This window comes from Herbaspirillum sp. Sphag64, from assembly GCF_014192645.1.
Classification (GTDB): domain Bacteria; phylum Pseudomonadota; class Gammaproteobacteria; order Burkholderiales; family Burkholderiaceae_D; genus Herbaspirillum.
Window position 1 is genome coordinate 161,358 of record NZ_JACHYE010000001.1, and the last position, 17,775, is coordinate 179,132.

18 protein-coding genes and 1 pseudogene are annotated in these 17,775 nt (G+C 55.4%); 11 read left to right on the forward strand and 8 right to left on the reverse strand.

Annotated elements, in window-relative coordinates; translation table 11 throughout:
• Window positions 1-2: 2 nt before the first annotated feature.
• The 3 genes from FHW66_RS00715 (at window position 3) to FHW66_RS00725 (ending at window position 2,445) form a co-directional block, all read left to right on the forward strand.
• Entirely contained in the window at window positions 3-641 is a 639-nt protein-coding gene (locus tag FHW66_RS00715; RefSeq protein WP_183377803.1) for a DUF3106 domain-containing protein, read from the forward strand.
• Window positions 642-863: 222 nt separating this feature from the next.
• Entirely contained in the window at window positions 864-1,337 is a 474-nt protein-coding gene (locus FHW66_RS00720) for an RDD family protein (protein ID WP_183378605.1), read from the forward strand.
• A gap of 121 nt (window positions 1,338-1,458) precedes the next feature.
• Window positions 1,459-2,445 (forward strand): triacylglycerol lipase, encoded by a 987-nt coding sequence (locus FHW66_RS00725; RefSeq protein WP_183377804.1) that lies wholly within the window; start codon window positions 1,459-1,461, stop codon window positions 2,443-2,445.
• Here FHW66_RS00725 and FHW66_RS00730 read toward each other — a convergent pair.
• Window positions 2,417-3,211: a ferritin-like domain-containing protein gene (locus FHW66_RS00730; RefSeq protein ID WP_183378606.1), complete on the reverse strand. Its 795-nt coding sequence runs from the start codon at window positions 3,209-3,211 to the stop codon at window positions 2,417-2,419. The two genes, FHW66_RS00725 and FHW66_RS00730, sit on opposite strands and share 29 nt — an antisense overlap.
• A 204-nt stretch (window positions 3,212-3,415) precedes the next feature.
• Here FHW66_RS00730 and FHW66_RS00735 point away from each other — a divergent pair, with 204 nt between their 5' ends.
• Window positions 3,416-3,940 carry a gamma carbonic anhydrase family protein gene (locus FHW66_RS00735; protein WP_183377805.1) on the forward strand — a complete coding sequence of 175 codons (525 nt, stop codon included), beginning with the start codon at window positions 3,416-3,418 and terminating at the stop codon, window positions 3,938-3,940.
• A gap of 70 nt (window positions 3,941-4,010) precedes the next feature.
• A complete protein-coding gene (gene hslO, locus FHW66_RS00740) occupies window positions 4,011-4,943 on the forward strand; it encodes an Hsp33 family molecular chaperone HslO (RefSeq protein ID WP_183377806.1) in 933 nt (310 codons plus the stop codon).
• Window positions 4,944-4,979: 36 nt separating this feature from the next.
• Here hslO and FHW66_RS00745 read toward each other — a convergent pair whose 3' ends face one another.
• Window positions 4,980-5,699: a pseudouridine synthase gene (locus FHW66_RS00745; RefSeq protein ID WP_183377807.1), complete on the reverse strand. Its 720-nt coding sequence runs from the start codon at window positions 5,697-5,699 to the stop codon at window positions 4,980-4,982.
• On the reverse strand, window positions 5,696-6,520 hold the full coding sequence (locus FHW66_RS00750; RefSeq protein WP_183377808.1) for an RNA methyltransferase: 825 nt from the start codon (window positions 6,518-6,520) through the stop codon (window positions 5,696-5,698). Before FHW66_RS00750 ends, FHW66_RS00745 begins: the two co-directional genes overlap by 4 nt.
• Before the next feature lie 197 nt (window positions 6,521-6,717).
• Here FHW66_RS00750 and FHW66_RS00755 point away from each other — a divergent pair, with 197 nt between their 5' ends.
• The 5 genes from FHW66_RS00755 to FHW66_RS00775 all read left to right on the forward strand — a co-directional run bounded on the left by FHW66_RS00755 (window position 6,718) and on the right by FHW66_RS00775 (window position 11,589).
• Entirely contained in the window at window positions 6,718-7,515 is a 798-nt protein-coding gene (locus FHW66_RS00755) for an inositol monophosphatase family protein (RefSeq protein WP_183377809.1), read from the forward strand.
• A gap of 32 nt (window positions 7,516-7,547) precedes the next feature.
• Entirely contained in the window at window positions 7,548-8,306 is a 759-nt protein-coding gene (locus FHW66_RS00760; RefSeq protein WP_183377810.1) for an alpha/beta fold hydrolase, read from the forward strand.
• 187 nt (window positions 8,307-8,493) lie between these two features.
• Window positions 8,494-9,963 carry a DEAD/DEAH box helicase gene (locus FHW66_RS00765; protein ID WP_183377811.1) on the forward strand — a complete coding sequence of 490 codons (1,470 nt, stop codon included), beginning with the start codon at window positions 8,494-8,496 and terminating at the stop codon, window positions 9,961-9,963.
• 45 nt (window positions 9,964-10,008) lie between these two features.
• Window positions 10,009-10,497: a GNAT family N-acetyltransferase gene (locus FHW66_RS00770; protein WP_370543420.1), complete on the forward strand. Its 489-nt coding sequence runs from the start codon at window positions 10,009-10,011 to the stop codon at window positions 10,495-10,497.
• 99 nt (window positions 10,498-10,596) lie between these two features.
• Window positions 10,597-11,589, forward strand: coding sequence for an aliphatic sulfonate ABC transporter substrate-binding protein (locus FHW66_RS00775; protein WP_183377812.1), 993 nt, complete (start codon window positions 10,597-10,599; stop codon window positions 11,587-11,589).
• 16 nt (window positions 11,590-11,605) lie between these two features.
• Here FHW66_RS00775 and FHW66_RS00780 read toward each other — a convergent pair whose 3' ends face one another.
• The 5 genes and pseudogenes from FHW66_RS00780 to FHW66_RS00800 form a co-directional block, all read right to left on the reverse strand.
• Window positions 11,606-12,763: an ABC transporter ATP-binding protein gene (locus tag FHW66_RS00780; RefSeq protein WP_183377813.1), complete on the reverse strand. Its 1,158-nt coding sequence runs from the start codon at window positions 12,761-12,763 to the stop codon at window positions 11,606-11,608.
• Complete coding sequence (locus FHW66_RS00785; protein WP_183377814.1) at window positions 12,760-13,410, reverse strand: ABC transporter permease; 651 nt, start codon at window positions 13,408-13,410, stop codon at window positions 12,760-12,762. The genes FHW66_RS00780 and FHW66_RS00785 overlap by 4 nt, the downstream gene beginning before the upstream one ends.
• A 179-nt stretch (window positions 13,411-13,589) precedes the next feature.
• Window positions 13,590-14,459: pseudogene (locus tag FHW66_RS00790) on the reverse strand (glycine betaine ABC transporter substrate-binding protein); the annotation flags it as partial.
• Window positions 14,460-14,503: 44 nt separating this feature from the next.
• Window positions 14,504-15,217, reverse strand: a complete 714-nt coding sequence (locus tag FHW66_RS00795; protein ID WP_183377816.1) for an ABC transporter permease — start codon at window positions 15,215-15,217, stop codon at window positions 14,504-14,506.
• A gap of 525 nt (window positions 15,218-15,742) precedes the next feature.
• Window positions 15,743-17,074, reverse strand: a complete 1,332-nt coding sequence (locus tag FHW66_RS00800; protein WP_183378608.1) for an MFS transporter — start codon at window positions 17,072-17,074, stop codon at window positions 15,743-15,745.
• 284 nt (window positions 17,075-17,358) lie between these two features.
• Here FHW66_RS00800 and FHW66_RS00805 point away from each other — a divergent pair, with 284 nt between their 5' ends.
• On the forward strand, window positions 17,359-17,775 hold the full coding sequence (locus FHW66_RS00805) for a TM2 domain-containing protein (protein ID WP_183377817.1): 417 nt from the start codon (window positions 17,359-17,361) through the stop codon (window positions 17,773-17,775).

A 17,775-nucleotide genomic window follows, 5' to 3' on the forward strand; every position in this document is an offset into this window, starting at 1 on the left:
CAATGGGGTTCATCCTGACTTTTTTGCGCAATGCCTCGCGCCGGAGCGTTTGCCTGTGCGTTGCTACGCTGAGCATGCTGGTTGCACTTGTCAGTGTCACTAGCTGGGCGCAAGGACCCGCAGCGTCAGCGCATTCCACAACTCCATCCAAAGCAGCGGCAAAAAAGCCGGAGAGCAAGCCAACCTGGAATGAGCTAACACCATCGCAGCAGCAGGCACTGGCTCCACTGGCAAACGAATGGAACAAGATGGAGTCCGGCCGCAAGGAAAAATGGCTGGTCATCGGCAATAAATTCGCCAGCATGACACCGGAGCAACAGTCTCGCCTGCAAGAACGCATGCGGGAATGGATCAAGCTGACGCCAGCACAGCGTCGTGCCATTCGCGAAAGTTATGCACGCGCCAAGAAGCTCAATGCCGAGAAAAAATCGGCACAGTGGCTGCAATATCAACAACTTTCAGACGAACAGAAAAAGAAACTCGCTGAGAGCAAGCCGCCCAAGCATGTGGCGAGCATTCCGACAGCCCGTCCCAAGGCACCTTTGAAGGCATCATTGCCGCCTGAAGCGCTGGAACAACCCCTGAGCACCAATCCAGGCACACCAGCAGCGCCAGTGACAATACCGACCGAAACCAAATAGCGGAAGCTGCCAACCGACGCCTTTACCACAACGCTCTGCCCGCACCTGCCGGCAGAGCGTTTTTACTTCGCTGTGCAGCGAATGCATCAGGTATCATGCGGCGACATTCCATTGACTCCATCGCGTGTTGAGTTCGCCATGACCAGTTCCCGCACATCTCCTGCCAGTCTCAGTAACAACGTGCCGTCTGTGCAGTCTTTCCCGGGGCCAGCGCCTACATTGATGCGTCGCTTTTGTAGCACGGTGTATGAATCGACATTGCTATTTGGCGTCTTGTTCATCGCCGCCTGGCTGTTTTCTACACTGTTGCAGCAACGCCATGCGCTCTACCTGCGTCATGCACTTGAGAGTTGGTTGTTTGTGATTCTGGGCGTGTATTTCATCTGGTTCTGGTGCCATGGCGGCCAGACGCTGGCTATGAAGACCTGGCGCATTCGATTGCTACACAAGGATGGCAACCCGGTCACTGCCGGCCGGGCGCTGCTGCGCTTTCTGCTGAGCTGGCTCTGGTGCTTGCCCGGACTGGCATTGGCGTGGGCACTGCACGCCCAAGGGTGGACGCTGGTGACTATTCCGCTCGCCAACGTCGTTGTCTGGGCAGCACTGACCTTCACCGATCCACAGCGCCAGTTCCTGCACGACCGACTTGCCGGCACCCGGCTGGTTGACCTGGAACGCGGGAAAAGGGAACAATAAAGCCTGCTTTGGCGTCCATGCCATGCGCAGGTCACACAAGGCTGCTAAGTTGAACGGCTAACTGGCTGACACCAACACCTGCGCAGCCACCAATCCCCCCCCTATCAGAGAGGCCCAACGCATGATCGCTCGCATTGCCAGAACCTTGCTGCTGATTCAATTTGGCATTGCCTTTGTCTGCGCCGTCGCACTGGTCAGACTGCACATTACCGGCGTAGTGCTCGCCATCATTGCAGGACTACTACTGGTAGCCCTGCTGCGTGCCTCAATTACCGCCAACAGCTTCATGCTGACCTGGCCCAATCGTGCCAAATCCCCCCATACACCTGAACTGACCTGGCCTGGTATTTTTCGACTATTTGCAGGTGAATTCTGCGCCACCATGTTGTGCTCCTCCTGGGGCATGCCGTTCCAGCGTTTCGACAAGCGCATTCACACCGATACCACTGCCCTGCCGGTCTTGCTGATTCACGGTTATGGCTGCAACAGCGGTTACTGGCACTGGATGAGCGAGGCACTCGATGAAGCACATATCACCCATTATGCGGTGGATATGGAGCCCGTCTTCGGCAGCATTGATGGCTATGCCCCACTGGTGCACGAGGCAGTACAACGACTGTTGCTGGAAAGCGGCCAGGACAAGATCATCATCGTCGCCCACAGCATGGGTGGGCTCGCTGCACGCGCCTATCTGCGCGACCATGGCCATGCCAACATCGCCCGCGCCATCACACTGGGCACACCACATCACGGCACCACGATTGCCAACTTCGGGATCGGTATCAACTGCGGAGAAATGAACTGGCTTGGCCGGGCCGAAGAAGGCAGTAGCAGCGAATGGCTGCAAAAACTTGCGGCCACCGAGAATGCGGATACCCGTGGCATGATTCTGTCGCTGTATTCGCATCACGATAATATCGTCTCACCGCAGATATCCTCGCACCTTCCGGGTGCTGAGAACGTTGCGGTCAGCGGTATTGGTCATGTGGCACTGGCGCTGGATTCGCGCATCCAGGTGCGCGTGATTGAAGAAATCTACCGCGCCAGCAAGAAGGTATTCCAGCCTGTGCCACCAACCGCTACATCAACGCCAGCTCTGCTTCAGTAAATCCAGCCGCGCGACGTGCTGGCAGATTGAAAGGTCCACGCAAGACTGGCGCCTTGAATTGCTGCGTCAGCATTGCAAAGGTCACAATCGGATCGAGCTGGCGCTGCGCGCACAACCAGCCATACCAGCGGTTACCGATGGCAACATGACCAATTTCATCACGCAGGATGATGTCAAGAATCGCTGCCGCTGCGTGGTCACCGGCCTGTGCCAGCTTGTTGCGCACCGGCGGTGCAGCGTCCAGCCCACGTGCCTCCATCGTGCGGGGCACCAGGGCAATCCGGGCCAGAATATCGCCACTGGTTTTCTCGGCCATTTCCCACAAGCTATTGTGGGCAGGGAATGCACCATAGACAAAGCCCAACGTCTGCAGATGGCCATCCAGTAATGAAAAGTGATACGCCTCTTCTGCCGCCACCTGTAGCCAGTCTGCATAATATGCTCGCGGCATGTCGGGAAAGCGCCAGATGGCATCCAGCGCCAGATTAATGGCATTGAATTCAATATGCGCCAAGGCATGGATCAAGGCCGCGCGGCCTTCGTCAGTGCGCATGGAGCGCGAAGTTACCTGCCCTGGCGCCACCAGCTCCGGCCGTGCCGGACGACCGGGAACCGGAGCTTCGGCACACAGAATGGCAGAGATCTCTAGCGCAACCTGACCAGCTTGCCAGGATTGCCTCAATTGGGTAACACCAGCGACCTTGGTTGTGCAATCGGTTTGAATCAACCAGTGCAAGGCTGCGCGACGCAGCTCACACAGGGACATTTGATTGCCAAAATGATCAGAATTGCCAGCAGGTAAATCAAGGGGCAGTGAAGAATTCATGGAAGCAGCGGTAAAATCACAGGTTGACACCACGCAGTGCGTCCCCATATGGACGGCTACGTTGTCTTATAGCGCAGATTGTAACGCGTCAGATGATACTGACTTGCCACGCTGCTATCGAAAAAACGAGGAGACAATTTTATTATGGCTATTTACCGACTTGAGCAAGACACCCCTGAAATCGCCGAAACGGCCTATGTTGCGGAGTCCGCTGTGGTGGTCGGCAAAGTCAAACTGGAGGAACACGCCAGCGTCTGGTTCAACGTCAGCATTCGGGGCGACAACGAATTGATTCACATCGGTGAAAACAGCAATGTCCAGGAAGGTGCCGTGTTGCATACGGATATCGGCTACCCCATGCAGATCGGCAACAATGTCACGATCGGTCATCTAGCCATGGTGCATGGCTGCACGATCGGCGACGGCAGCCTGATCGGGATCAAGGCTGTCGTGCTCAACGGTGCAAAGATCGGCAAAAACTGTCTGGTTGGGGCCGGCGCACTGGTAACTGAAGGCAAGGAATACCCTGACAATTCACTGATCATCGGTGCGCCAGCCAAAGTCGCACGCACCCTGACCGACGAAGATATCGCGCGTATGCAGGCAGGCACCGCCAGCTATGTACAACGCGCCCAATTGTTTAAAACCAGTCTCAAACGCATCGCCTGACGCGTCATCGAAATACGGGCAATTTGCTGCGCACCGGTATTATCCGGCGCACAGCACACAGAAAGACATAATGAAAGATACGCTGCAAAAATTCATGGTGGAAAACGCACCGGTTCGCGGAGAACTGGTGGAGCTGACCGACACCTGGCGCCATGTACTGGCCCGTCGCGCTTACCCGAAGGCAGTCCAGACCCTGCTGGGCGAAATGATGTCGGCCGCGGCGCTGCTATCGGCCAACCTGAAATTCAATGGCATGATCATCATGCAGATTCATGGTGATGGCCCGGTCAAACTGCTGGTCGTGGAATGTGACTCTGATCTGCGCCTGCGCGCCACCGCCAAAATCGGTGAGGATGCCGTCATCAGTGACGATGCCGCGCTGACCCAACTGGTCAACGCCAATGGTCAGGGACGCTTCGTGATCACATTGGATCCGCAAGACAAATTGCCTGGCCAGCAAGCTTACCAGGGCATTGTTCCCCTCGATGGTGATAACGTCGCCAGCGTGATCGAGAACTACATGCTGCGCTCTGAGCAACTCGATACCCGACTATGGCTGGCAGCTGATGACAAAGTCTCACGCGGCGTGCTGCTACAGAAGTTGCCTAACGTCGGTGGCAAGGACATCGCCAACATCAGCCCCGAAGAGGAGCTGGACACCTGGAACCGGCTTGCCATGCTTGGCAACACGCTACGTACGGAAGAAATGCTCAGCACCGATATCGATACGTTGATGCATCGCCTGTTCTGGGAAGAAACAATCCGCGTTTTTGAACCGCAGCAACCGCAGTTCCACTGTTCCTGCTCGCGCGAAAAAGTCGGCAACATGCTTAAGATGCTGGGCGAAGAAGAAATCGCCGAAGCGCTGTCAGCCCAGGACAAGCTGGCCATTGATTGCGACTTCTGCGGTCAGCACTACGAGTTTGATGCCGTCGACTGCGCCCAGTTGTTTACTGCCGACAGCCCCGCTGACGTCGTACCGCAAACCGATACCCGTCATTGATTGACGACCCTGCCTGCTGGGCGCCGCTACTGATTTTTATGATTGCGGCACCAGCAAGGCCAGTTGCTCAGCTTCCAGGTAACACCACTCGCCCTCTTCCAGCGCCAGTGCATCCAGTTGCAAGCCGCCAATGGCAATGCGGCGCAATGCACTGCAATGATTGCCGGCCGCTGCCAGCATCCGCTTGACCTGATGATATTTGCCCTGCTCCAGAACAATCTCCAGCACATACTCTTCCAGCTTGCGGCAGCTCACGGCAGCCAGTGGCGCTGTCTCATCATGCAACTGTACGCCGGCGAGCAATTGCGCGATCAAGGCATCCGTGACTGGTTCATGCGTCGTAGCCGCATAGACCTTCGGTACGTGGCGCTTCGGTGAGGACTGTGCATGAATGAACGCACCATCATCGGACATCAGCAGCAAGCCTGTCGTGTCATGGTCGAGCCGACCGACCGGCTGTACATCACGCCAGCTGAATTGCTCGGGCAAAATCGTCAGGATTCCCGGATGGTGACTGGGCTTGCGTGAACATTCGATATTGGCTGGCTTGTTGATGGCGATGTAGACGTGCTCGTAGTAGGTCCATTCTTCCTCAAACAGGGTAAACACCAGACCTTCGGTATTGATCACGGCGCGGTAATCATCGACCACTTCACCATGGATGGCTACCTCGCCATCCTCAATCAAGGAACGACAATATTTGCGCGACCCAAAACCCTGCGACTGCAGGATACGATCCAGACTCAACTTGCTCATGACTTCGGTTTTCCTTCTTGTTTTTTCTCTGATTGTTTTTCTTGCTTTGGACTCAATATCTGGCGTGCAATACCGCGCAGAATATTCACTTCTTCCGTTTCCAGCTGCGTGCGCGCAAACAACCGACGCAGACGCGGCATCAACTTTCGCGGGCTATCAGGATTGAGAAACTCAATCGCTATCAAGGCCTCTTCCAGATGCGCAAACATGCCTTCGATATCCGTCAACGCCGCCATCTCGCCATGAAAACCAATAACACCCTCAGGCTGCCGTGCCACGCCTGTAGCAGCCGCTTCGCTCGCCTCCAGCGCCGCCATCCGACATTCGTAGGCCAGCACCTGAACCGCTTGTGCCAGATTAAGCGATGAGTAGTCTGGATTGGCCGGAATATTGATCAGTACATTGCACTGTTGCACCACCTCATTGGGCAGCCCGAAACGTTCATTGCCAAAAATCAGGGCAGCATGGAGCGCTTCATCGGCCTGTAGCTGCGTAGCCAGTTGTCGTGGTGTCACCACCGGCGGAGAAAACTCGCGCAGGCGCGCACTCACCGCAGCGGCAAAATTACAGCCCTGCAATGCCTCGTCGACCGAGCTGACGATCCGTGCTGCTGCCAGGACATCCTGCGCACCACTGGCAAAAGCGATCGCTGCCTCCGCCTGCAAAGCGTCGGGAAAGCGCGGATTGACCAGCACCAGCTCCCCAAAGCCCATGTTTTTGATGGCGCGTGCAGCCGCGCCGATATTGCCCGGACTGCTGGTTTCTACCAACACAAAACGCAGGCGTCTGAAAACAGAATGATCGATTTTTGGCATGTTCATGCATGTTCATTTAAAATAGCGCGATTCGCACGTCCCGAAACACCTTGTCAGGCAGCAATGTTGAAGCTGACCTTGGCATCCTGGCAAGCTTGCCAGAGTATTTTCAGACGCTGCACCGCTCATTAATTTCATTGTTGTGCACTTCTCGTGCGGCCTAAAAGCCGGCGCGAGGACGCCATTTTAACGGAACCTTCAGGATGCTTATCCCTCCCATGCTCAATACGGCGATCAAGGCAGCCCGCCGCGCCGCCGCCGTCATCAACCGCGCGTCCTTTGACGTGTCCTTGCTCAAGGTCACCAAGAAGCAGCACAACGACTTCGTCACCGAAGTCGACCAGGCCGCTGAAGAAGCGATCATCGAGATCCTCAAGTCAGCTTATCCTGACCACGCGATCCTGGCCGAAGAGTCTGGCGCCTCCGCCAATCTGCACGACGAAAATGACAACGTCTGGATCATCGATCCACTCGACGGCACGACCAATTTCATCCACGGTTTCCCGCAATACTGTGTCTCCATCGCCCTACAACAACGCGGTCAGATCACGCAAGCGGTCGTCTACGATCCAACCCGCAATGACCTGTTTACCGCCTCCAAGGGCGCTGGTGCCTACCTGAACGAGAAACGCATTCGTGTGAGCAAGCGCGACAAGATCGCTGATGCCCTGATCGGTACTGGTTTCCCGTTCCGTGATATGGCCGGTATGGATGAATACCTGAAGATGTTCCGCATCATGACCGAAAATTCGGCCGGCCTGCGTCGTCCCGGTGCAGCAGCACTAGATCTGGCCTATGTTGCTGCCGGTCGTCTCGATGGCTTCTTCGAAAAAGGTCTGAAGCCTTGGGATATCGCTGCAGGCTCGCTGCTGGTGAGCGAAGCCGGTGGTATTGTCGGCTCCTTCAAGGGCGAGTCCGATTATCTCTACAAGGGTGATGTTCTAGCAGGCAATCCGAAGATCTTCTCGCAGCAGGTCAATCTGCTGTCGGAGTTTGCCTGATCTGCAATCAGACCGAAAACCTGAACCGAGCCATGCCCTTTGCCATCAGTGCCGGACGGCGCATTCACTACGAAGTCAACGGTGACGGCCCAGACCTGCTGCTGCATCATGGCTTCACCAGCGGCTCGCAGGCCTGGCGTTTCTTTGGTTTCACCGAAGTATTGCAACGTCATTACCGCGTCATCGTGCCCGATGCACTCGGGCATGGTTTGAGCGACAAACCGCATGACAGTGCAGCCTACACTCAACAGCAACGCGCAGCAGATGTGGTTGCCGTGTTGGATGATCTGCAGGTGGAGAAGGTACACTTTTGCGGTTATTCGCTTGGTGGCTGGGTAGGATATGGTCTGGCACAACATGCCCGTGAGCGCCTACGCTCACTGATTCTGGGTGCCGCCCACCCTTATGCTGACAACAGCTGGGATGCCTTCAAAGGCATCGATGGCAGTGATCCGGCAGCCTTCATCACCGCATTTGAAAGCGTACTCAACGAACGTATTGCCGAAGAAGTGCGCATGCTGATCCGCGCCAACGACCTGCAAGCACTGGCCGCAGCAGCTCAACAACCACGGCTAGACATGGCTGACGTGCTGCCATTAATCGACATGCCCTGCCTGATGTTCTGCGGTGATGCCGATGCCCGGCATGCCGCGGTAGAAAGCGCGACCGCACAATTGGCGCAAGGCCAATTCGTCTCCCTACCCGGGGTTACGCACTTTGGCGGGCTGATGCAGAGCAAGCTGGTATTACCTCCCGTGCTCGAATTTCTGGCGGCACAGCGCCCGGATTGAATGCCAGCCAGCAGTGTTACAAAACACTACGCCACCAAAATCTGCCATTCGCCCCGCCACACCTGCTATACTGCGCCCCGTGCGGCACATTCTCCAGTCAAAGTCCGCTGTCCTCCCGACGTTTCAATCCCGTTTGCCTGCGACTGGCGCCCTTTGCGGCGACAGGCCGATATTATTCAAATCCACTATGTCATTCTCTGCTCTCGGTCTTTCCGAGGAAATCGTTCGTGCCGTTACCGAACAAGGCTATACCACTCCTACTCCTATCCAGCTGCAAGCCGTACCTGCCGTTCTCGGTGGCGGAGACCTGCTGGCCGGTGCACAAACCGGCACCGGTAAAACTGCTGGCTTTACGTTGCCATTGCTGCAACGCCTGTCTTCCGTTGAACGCGTCAAAATCAATGGCCATGTGCCTATCCGCGCACTGATCCTGACTCCGACCCGCGAACTGGCGGCACAGGTCGAAGAAAGCGTACGCGCCTATAGCAAATATCTGAACCTGACCTCTGCCTGCATCTTCGGTGGTGTCGGAATCAATCCGCAGATTCGCCTGCTCAAGCAAGGTGTCGATATTCTGGTGGCAACACCGGGCCGTCTGCTGGACCACATGCAGCAAAATACCGTTGACCTGCGCAATATTCAGATTCTGGTGCTGGACGAAGCTGATCGCATGCTCGACATGGGCTTTATCCGCGACATCCGCAAGGTATTGGCAGTATTGCCAAAGAAACGCCAGAACTTGTTATTCTCGGCGACTTTTTCGGATGAGATCAAAGCGCTGGCCGATGGCCTGCTCAATTCCCCTGCGATGATCGAAGTTGCCCGTCGCAACTCAACCGTGGAAGTCATCGGTCAAAAGATCCACCCGGTGGATCGCGACAAGAAGCATCCATTGCTGGCGCATCTGATGCAAACCAATGACTGGCATCAAGTCCTGGTATTTACCCGTACCAAGCACGGTGCCAACAAGCTGGTGGAACAACTGGAAAAAGATGGCATTAGCGCCATGGCAATCCACGGCAACAAGAGCCAGGCCGCACGTACGCGCGCACTGAGCGAATTCAAGGATGGCAAGCTGCGCGCCCTGATCGCCACCGATATCGCCGCACGTGGTATCGATATCGACCAGTTGCCACACGTGGTCAACTACGATCTGCCGAACGTCCCGGAAGATTATGTCCACCGTATCGGCCGTACCGGTCGTGCCGGAGCAACCGGCTCCGCTGTATCACTGGTGTGTATCGACGAGCGCGACATGCTGCATGACATCGAACGCTTCATCAAGCGCGAGATTCCAGTGGAAGTGATCGAGGGTTTTGAACCCGATCCGAAGGCAAAGCCACAACCGATCCAGTTACGTAGCGGTGGCGGCGGTCATGGCAATCGTCAGCGTCAAGGTGGCGGCGGTGGGCGCGGCGGCAATGCCGGAAATGGTGGCAACGCCGGTGGCCAGCCGCGCGCACAACAACCGAGAAAGCCTGCCGGAACACAAGGTCAAGGTCAGGGGCAAGGACAATCGGCCAAGCCACGTCAAGGTGGCCAAGGTGGTCCTGGCGGATCTGGCCGCCCACAAGGTCCGGCTGGTGCCAGCCAAAGCCGTGGCCCAGCTGCGCGCCCATCGGCCCTGACCCATCGCTCAGGTGGTCGCGGTCGATAAGCTACCGTCTTGATCACGTCTACAAGCCAACACGAAAGGGGAACCGTGATTCACGTTATCAAAGCTGATCTGAATAATCCACAACATGGCGCGGCGATCCTTGCCATGCTTGATGCCTATGCCAGCGACCCGATGGGCGGTGGTGAGGGCATTTCCCCTTTCGTGCGCAACAACCTGATCGCGGAACTGCGCAAGCGTCCTACGATTCATGTGTTGCTGGCCTTTGAGGGAGAACAGGTTGCGGGCTTTGCCAATTGCATCGAAGGCTTTTCAAGCTTTGCGTGTAAATCACTGCTCAATATTCACGACTTCGCGGTCGCACCTTCATTCCGCGGTCGTGGTGTTGGCAAGCTGTTGATGCAAGCGGTAGAAGGCTGTGCGCGCGAGCTCGACTGCTGCAAGATCACGCTGGAAGTCCTGGGGGGCAATAAGGTGGCACGTTCGCTGTACAAGTCTTGCGGCTTTATCGATTACGAACTCGACCCTGCTGCTGGCAAGGCGATGTTCATGCATCGCCAGCTTTCACCCGCGTAACAACTGAACAGCGCATATCGACATGCAGAAATGATCCTTAATTTTTGCATCTCGTAATGCTATCTTCTGAGGCCAGCTTCCTTCTTGTCTGGCCTTTCCATGTCCCTCCTGACTTTCTTCAAACTTCCCATGCAGTTTCTGGTATCACGGATACCACGGTTGTCACTATTGTTGCTGCCGTTATGTCTGATCATGACCAATGCCGACGCCGCTATTCTTTATCCCAAGGAATTTCGCATCGGCTACCAGAAAGGTAATAGCCTGGTCATCCTCAAAGCCAGTGGTGTATTGGAAAAGGTCTTGGCACCCTATGGCGTGAACGTGAAATGGTTTGAGTTCCCGTTCGGTCCGCCGATGATTGAGGCACTTAATGCTGGCGACATTGATTTTGGTTACGTCGGCTCGACCCCTCCCGTACTGGCGCAGGCCGGTGGCGCTCCTGAAATCCGCTATGTCGGATATACCGGTGCCTATCAGGACAACTATGCCATCGTTGTGCCACAAGGCTCAAACGCGCATAGTCTGCGGGATCTGCAAGGAAAGAAAATTGCGGTGGCCAAAGGCTCAGCCGGCCAGTATCTGTTGCTCAAGGCGTTTGAACAGGAAGGCTTAAAAACGGATGAAGTCAATGTCGCCTATCTCCAATATAGTGAAGCTCGCTCAGCCTTTGAACGTGGCGACGTAGCGGCTTGGGTCCTGCCTGATCCAAGGCTGGCCGATATCGAACAAAGTATTGGTGCACGTCCGCTGATCACGGCCAGCAAGTTACCGCTGCAATATAGTTTTTATGTCGCACCGGTAAAATTTGCCAGTGCTTACCCGACACTCTTGCGCATCACGCTAGAACTACTCAACGACACAGAACAACGTGCCAAAGAGCACATCGATGAGACTGCTGGCTTCCTTGAAAAAGATACCCGGGTAGCGCAAAAAATCTGGCAATTGGCATTGCGACGACAAGCCTGGGGCGTATTCTATCCACTCACCCCAGCCATCATCGACGCGCAGCAAGATGTTGCCAACACCTTCTGGCGCTACAAACTGATTCCCAAAGCGGTACAGGTCAGGGATGCCACAGTGTCCGTCAAATAACGAGTTACCCTGACAATCAGGCCGCCATCCGCAAGCCACGCGATTTACCTGAACTCAGATAGTCGGCAATGGAGTCCTGCGTGACTTCGCCGAGATAGCCGCCCTCGGCATCAATCACCGGCATCCAGCTAGTACTGTGCTGATACATCCGCGAGAGCACCACGCGTAGATTTTCGTCCGGCGCAGCGTTGAGGACGAACGGGCGAATCAATCCGTCACCGATGACCTGCTGGTCCTGACCACTTTCTTTGCTGCGCACGCGCAGGTCGCGGCGGCTGACGTAACCCAGCGCCCGATTGTCTGCATCAGTGATAGTCAGGTAACGCGCATCCTGCTCTTCCATCAGACCAATCGCTTGCTGCAACGACAGTGTCGGTGTGGCCGTCAACGGCGTAGTGGCGGCATCACCGGCGCGCACCAGCAGCAAGCGCTTGAGGGTATGATCCTGCCCCAGAAAGGCACTGACGAACTCATCCTGCGGACGCGCCAGCAAGGCGTCTGGATGATCAAGCTGTACCAGCTTGCCAGCACGGAAGATGGCAACCTGATCGCCCAGCTTGATGGCCTCATCAATATCATGACTGACCATGATGACGGTCTTGTTGAGCTGACGCTGCATCTGGAAGAACTCATTCTGAATGGCTTCACGATTGATCGGGTCGACCGCACCAAACGGCTCATCCATGAGCAGTACCGGTGCATCAGCAGCAAGGGCGCGGATCACGCCGATTCGCTGCTGCTGTCCACCAGATAATTCACGCGGATAACGCTTGAGATAGTGTTTGGGATCCAGCGCCACCATGGCCATGAGCTCGGTGGCACGTTCGCGGCAGCGCTTTTTGTCCCAGCCCAGCAGGCGCGGCACGATGGTGATGTTTTCCTCAATGGTCATGTTGGGAAACAGGCCGACCTGCTGAATCACATAGCCAATGTGGCGACGCAAGCTGACTTCATCGATGCCCGCTGTGTCTTCACCATTGAGCAGAACCCGCCCGGACGTTGGCGTGATGAGACGGTTGATCATCTTCAGCGTGGTGGTTTTGCCGCAGCCGGAAGGCCCAAGAAATACGCAGATCTGGCCTTGCTCGACTTTAAGGCTGACGCTGTCGACTGCCTTGACGGGCTTGTCGTTCTTGCGGGTATAGGTTTTGCTCAGTTGATCGAGTTCTATCATTTTTGCAGTCCTTTCGGTGTCAAAAGTCGTTGCAGGGCCTGCAGCGACAAGTCGGCAACAATCGCCAATACACTGATGAGCACAGCGCCTACCACCAGTTTTTGCAGGTTGCTCTGACTGATCGCATGCAGAATCAGCACACCCAGCCCACCTGCCCCGATCACGGCAGCAATCGCCATGACGCCAATATTCATGACAACCGCGCTGCGCACACCACCCAGAATCACCGGGGTCGCCAACGGCAGATCAACCATGCGCAAGCGCTGCCAGAAGGTCATGCCAATCCCGATGCCAGCCTCCTGAATGCCGCTGTCGATGTTGTCCAGTGCCAGATAGGTGTTACGCACAATCGGCAACAGCGAATAGAGAAACACTGCGGTGATCGCTGGCAAGGGACCAATGCCAACTCCAAATTGCGAAAACAACGGAATCATCAGACCAAACAAAGCGATCGATGGCAGCGTCAGAACAACTGTTGCCAGACCCAGTACCGGCGTGGCCAGCCAGCGATGGCGGGTGATCAGGATTCCCAGCGGAACACCCACTACAATGGCCAGACTGACAGCAATACCGACCAGCTTCAGATGTTGCAGCGTCAGTTGAAGAATGTTTGGCCAATCCTGAGCCAGATAGTGCATCAGACTCATGGCGTACTCCCATTGGCTTGATTACTGTCATTGCCGATGACTGGTGCACCTTTAGGTGCAGGTGCAGGTGCAGGTGCAGGTTCAGCTACAGGTGCCGGAACGACTGCCTCGGAAGGCACTGCCGGCACAACTGGTTCAGCGGGTGCTATTGGTGCATCGGGCTTACCGGTGGTGTCGGACAACAAGCCCTGTTGCTGCAGAAAATCGTGCGCCACCTGGCTGATCGGTTCCTGATCAATGTCGACCCGCTTGTTGAGCTCGCTCATTTTTTTGGTATCGATAACCGCCGACAAGGCATTGAGCTGATCGGCCAGTTGCGGATGCTGTGCCAGCACATCGGCACGCACGACCGGTGTCGCCTTGTAAGGAGCGAAGTAACCGAGATCGTCTTCCAGTAGCGTCAAGTCAAAACCCTGGATGCGGCCATCCGACGAATAAGTCAGCCCGGCCAGCAATTGCCGGTTACGTAATGCGGTATAGACCAGTCCCGGATCCATCTGCTTGATTTCGCTACGCTTGAGCTTGAAGCCATACAACTGCTGCATCGGCAACAGTCCATCTGGACGCGAGCCGAATTCAAAATCAACACCCACACCCGGCCATGGCCCCGCAGCCTGTCGCTGACGGATCAAGCGTCCCAGATCACTCAGCGTGTGGACGTTGTTGGCCTTTGCCACCTTGCGCGGCATGGCGAAGGCATAAGTATTGTTGAGTGCTGACTCATTGAGCCAGACCAGGCCGATTCGGGCATCGAGTGCTTTGACGCGGGCATAGGCTTCGGCAGCATCGAGCTTGTCTTCAACGTGGTTATAGACGATCAGAGAAGTGCCGGTATATTCCCAGACGATATCGAGCTGTCGACTTTCCAGTGCGCTACGCATGAGCGTTGAACCCAGTCCATTTTTGAGCTGTACTTCATAGCCCTGCGCCTGCAGATATTGTGCCGTCATGGTCGAGATCAGCAATTGTTCGGTGAAGTTCTTGCCGCCAATGACTAGCGGCGTTGCCACAGCATGTGTGATCGACAGCCCGGTTAACCCACACAGCATGAGTAGCGAAGAGAGTATTTTTTTCATATTGGTCCTTTCCTTGATCAGCGCAAACCACGGCGCGACAGATACCAGTTACTCAGCAAGTTCACCAGCGCATCCAGTGCCAGCGCCAGCAGTGCCGTAGCGGCTGCGCCGACCAGAAGCTGGCCATGATTGTTCAGATAGATGCCGGGGAAAATGAGGCCGCCCAGACTTTCACCACCGATGAGCATCGACAGCGGTGCCGTACCGACGTTGATCACCAGCGCAGTTCGAATGCCCCCCACGATGATGGGCAACGCATTCGGCAACTCAACGCGCAGCAACACTTGATAGGGTTTCATGCCAATCCCCTTGGCGGCTTCGCGTAGGGAGACCGGGACTGCCCGCAAACCTTCGAAAGTATTGCGCACGATAGGCAGCAGCGAGGCCAGCCATAACGCGATGATGGACGGCCAGTTACCGATACCGAAGGCGGCCAGTGCGAGTGCCAGTACGGCAATCGAGGGGATAGTGTTACCGATGTTGAAGATCTGGATCAGCGACTCCGCGACCCGCGCCAGTGCTGGACGACTCAGTGCGATACCCGCCGGAATACCTACCAGCAACGCCAGCAGCATCGACCAAAGGACAAGCTCAAGATGGCGAGTAGCGTAGTAGATAAGGTCACTGCGATAGTGCGTGATCACATCCAGGCCGATCCAGTGAATCAGGCCAGCGATGACGAGAACGAAAATGGCTCCGCCACCAATGACGTTGCGCAAACATTGCGTCATGGTTACTCCCTGTTGCGCCATCGGGGACGATTTCTATCAGCGCAGAAAATCGCAGCCTGAATGGCAAATTGAACGATTTGTAGTGGTTCGCTTGCTCACGTGGAGCAACATCGGACTTGACGATGTAAAACAGAACCGGCTACCGCACGAGGCGGCATTGAAATCAATACGCGATGACACTGCGATCGACGATGGTTGCATTCCAAACTCGTATCGAAAATCAACGAGCCGAAAAACGTGACAACCCGCAGGCGGGTCAGGAATTACTTTGATAGTTGAAAAAAAGTTGTCTTTGAGACAGACAACAGTATAAACCTGTCGCTTAATAAAGTCTAGCTATGTAAATTTAGCTATTGATAACCGTGCGATCTTAAGAGGAGTGAAATTGGCGACAGAAGCAGAAAATACGGGGATCTTGCAATATTTCCAATAGGAAATTATAGATATAAAATCTATAAATTAAGCGAAGAAAATCGACCAGAATCAGCCCCAAAATAGCCGTCTCCTGCCACCAATTTCAAAAACTTATCCCCGCGCCAGTTCCGCACCAGCATTGCGAGGCAAGCGGCTGGTCACGGGCACTGAGGCCACTGAAAACAATCCGATCACAAGAAACGCCGGCCAGAAATCCGCTTCAACAATGTGTGGGTGGCCCTGCAAATGATTCGAAATTTGTAATACCAGACCGGCAATGGTCACACCCATGCCCAGTGATAATTGCTGCACCACACTCGCCAAACTGGTAGCGCGACCGGCATCGCGGCTGCTGATGTCGGCATAAGCAATCGAATTGAGACAAGTAAATTGCAGCGAGGGGAAAAAGCCACCCAGCAACACCACCGCCATCATCATCAGATACGGCGTACCGGAAGTGAACAGACCGTAAGACGCAATCGCCATCCCCGCCAGCACTGCATTGAACATCAGTACCTTACGAAAGCCATAGCGTCGCAACACCGTCGACGCCAAGGCTTTCATGAACATCGCACCAAACGCCGACGCACAGGTAACGGTACCGGCCTCAAACGGATTGAGTCCAAGTCCCTCTTGCAGATACAGTGGCAGCAGAAACGGCACCGCCCCCAGACCGACCCGAAACAACGAGCCGCCGAGCACGCTGGCGCGCAGGGTCGGGATCTTCAGAAGGCGCAAATCAAGCAAGGGATGCTCGCTGCGCAGCGCATGACGGAAGTACAGCAGCAGCGCCAGCACACCAACGACACACATCACCGGCGGCAGCCAGGATGCCAGTAAATCCGTTCCCAGCAATGAAAAACCGAGCATCGCGAGACCACCACCACAGGCGGTCAGGATAAAACCCTGGATATCCAGCGGGGGCGCATCCGGCTCACGGAAATTTTCGATGAAGCGACCGGCCAGATACAAGCCCAGCAGACAGACGGGGACGTTGATCAGGAAAATCCAGCGCCAATGAAAATAGGTCGTGATAAAGCCACCCAGCGGCGGTCCGATCACCGGCCCCATCAGCGAAGGCAAAGTCAGGTAACTGATCGCACGCACCAGTTCCGATTTGGATACCGAACGCGCAATGATGATACGACCAACCGGTACCATCATGGCACCACCGATACCTTGCAATAAGCGCGCTGCGACGAAGGTGAATAGCGAATTCGATAGCGCACAGAGGATAGAACCGGTCAGGAATGTGACCATCGCTGAGCGAAAAATGGTACGTGCGCCAACCTTGTCTGCTACCCATCCGGAAATCGGGATGAATACACCCAGACTGACCACATAGGATGTCAGTGCCAGCTTGAGTGTGATCGGGTCTTGCCCGAGATCCCGAGCCAATGCTGGCAAGGAAGTCGCAATGACGGTGCCATCCATGTTTTCCATGAACAAGGCACAGCCGACGATGAGCGGAACGATCAATGAGGGAGACAAAAAGGGGCCCCTGGAAGGGCTGGCAGGTGATTCTTGCTGTCGCGGCATGATGGCGGGTGACAGATTTTGTTGGCTGATTCAGTAAGCCTTCTAGTTTACACCACTTGAAAAACACCTGCCGAAGGGAAATAAACTGGCGCACTCCGAACTCATACTCGCAAGCAATAATCGCAGCAGTGCATAATGCGAACGGTCACCTTTTCATTAATTATTGTTTCAGTCATCAGGAACTCGCCATGACAACTTACGTCACGAATACACACAGCAAGGTCATCGGCTATTTGCTGTGGCTTTTTGGTTTCCTCGGTGCGCACCGTTTCTATTACGGCAAACCAATCACCGGCACGATCTGGTTTTTTACGCTCGGCTTGCTTGGCATTGGCTGGCTGGTTGACCTGTTCCTGATCCCCACGATGGACCGCGAGGCAGCTATCCGTTTTACCAGCGGTACGATCAATTATTCCATTGCATGGGTGTTGCTGACCTTCCTCGGTATCTTTGGCATACACCGCATGTATATTGGCAAATGGCTTACTGGCCTTCTCTATCTGGTCACGGGCGGCTTGCTTGGCCTCGGTGTGCTGTACGATTTCTGGACACTCAACTCCCAGGTCTCGGAAGTCAATCTGAGTGATCGCAAAATAGCCTTCTAA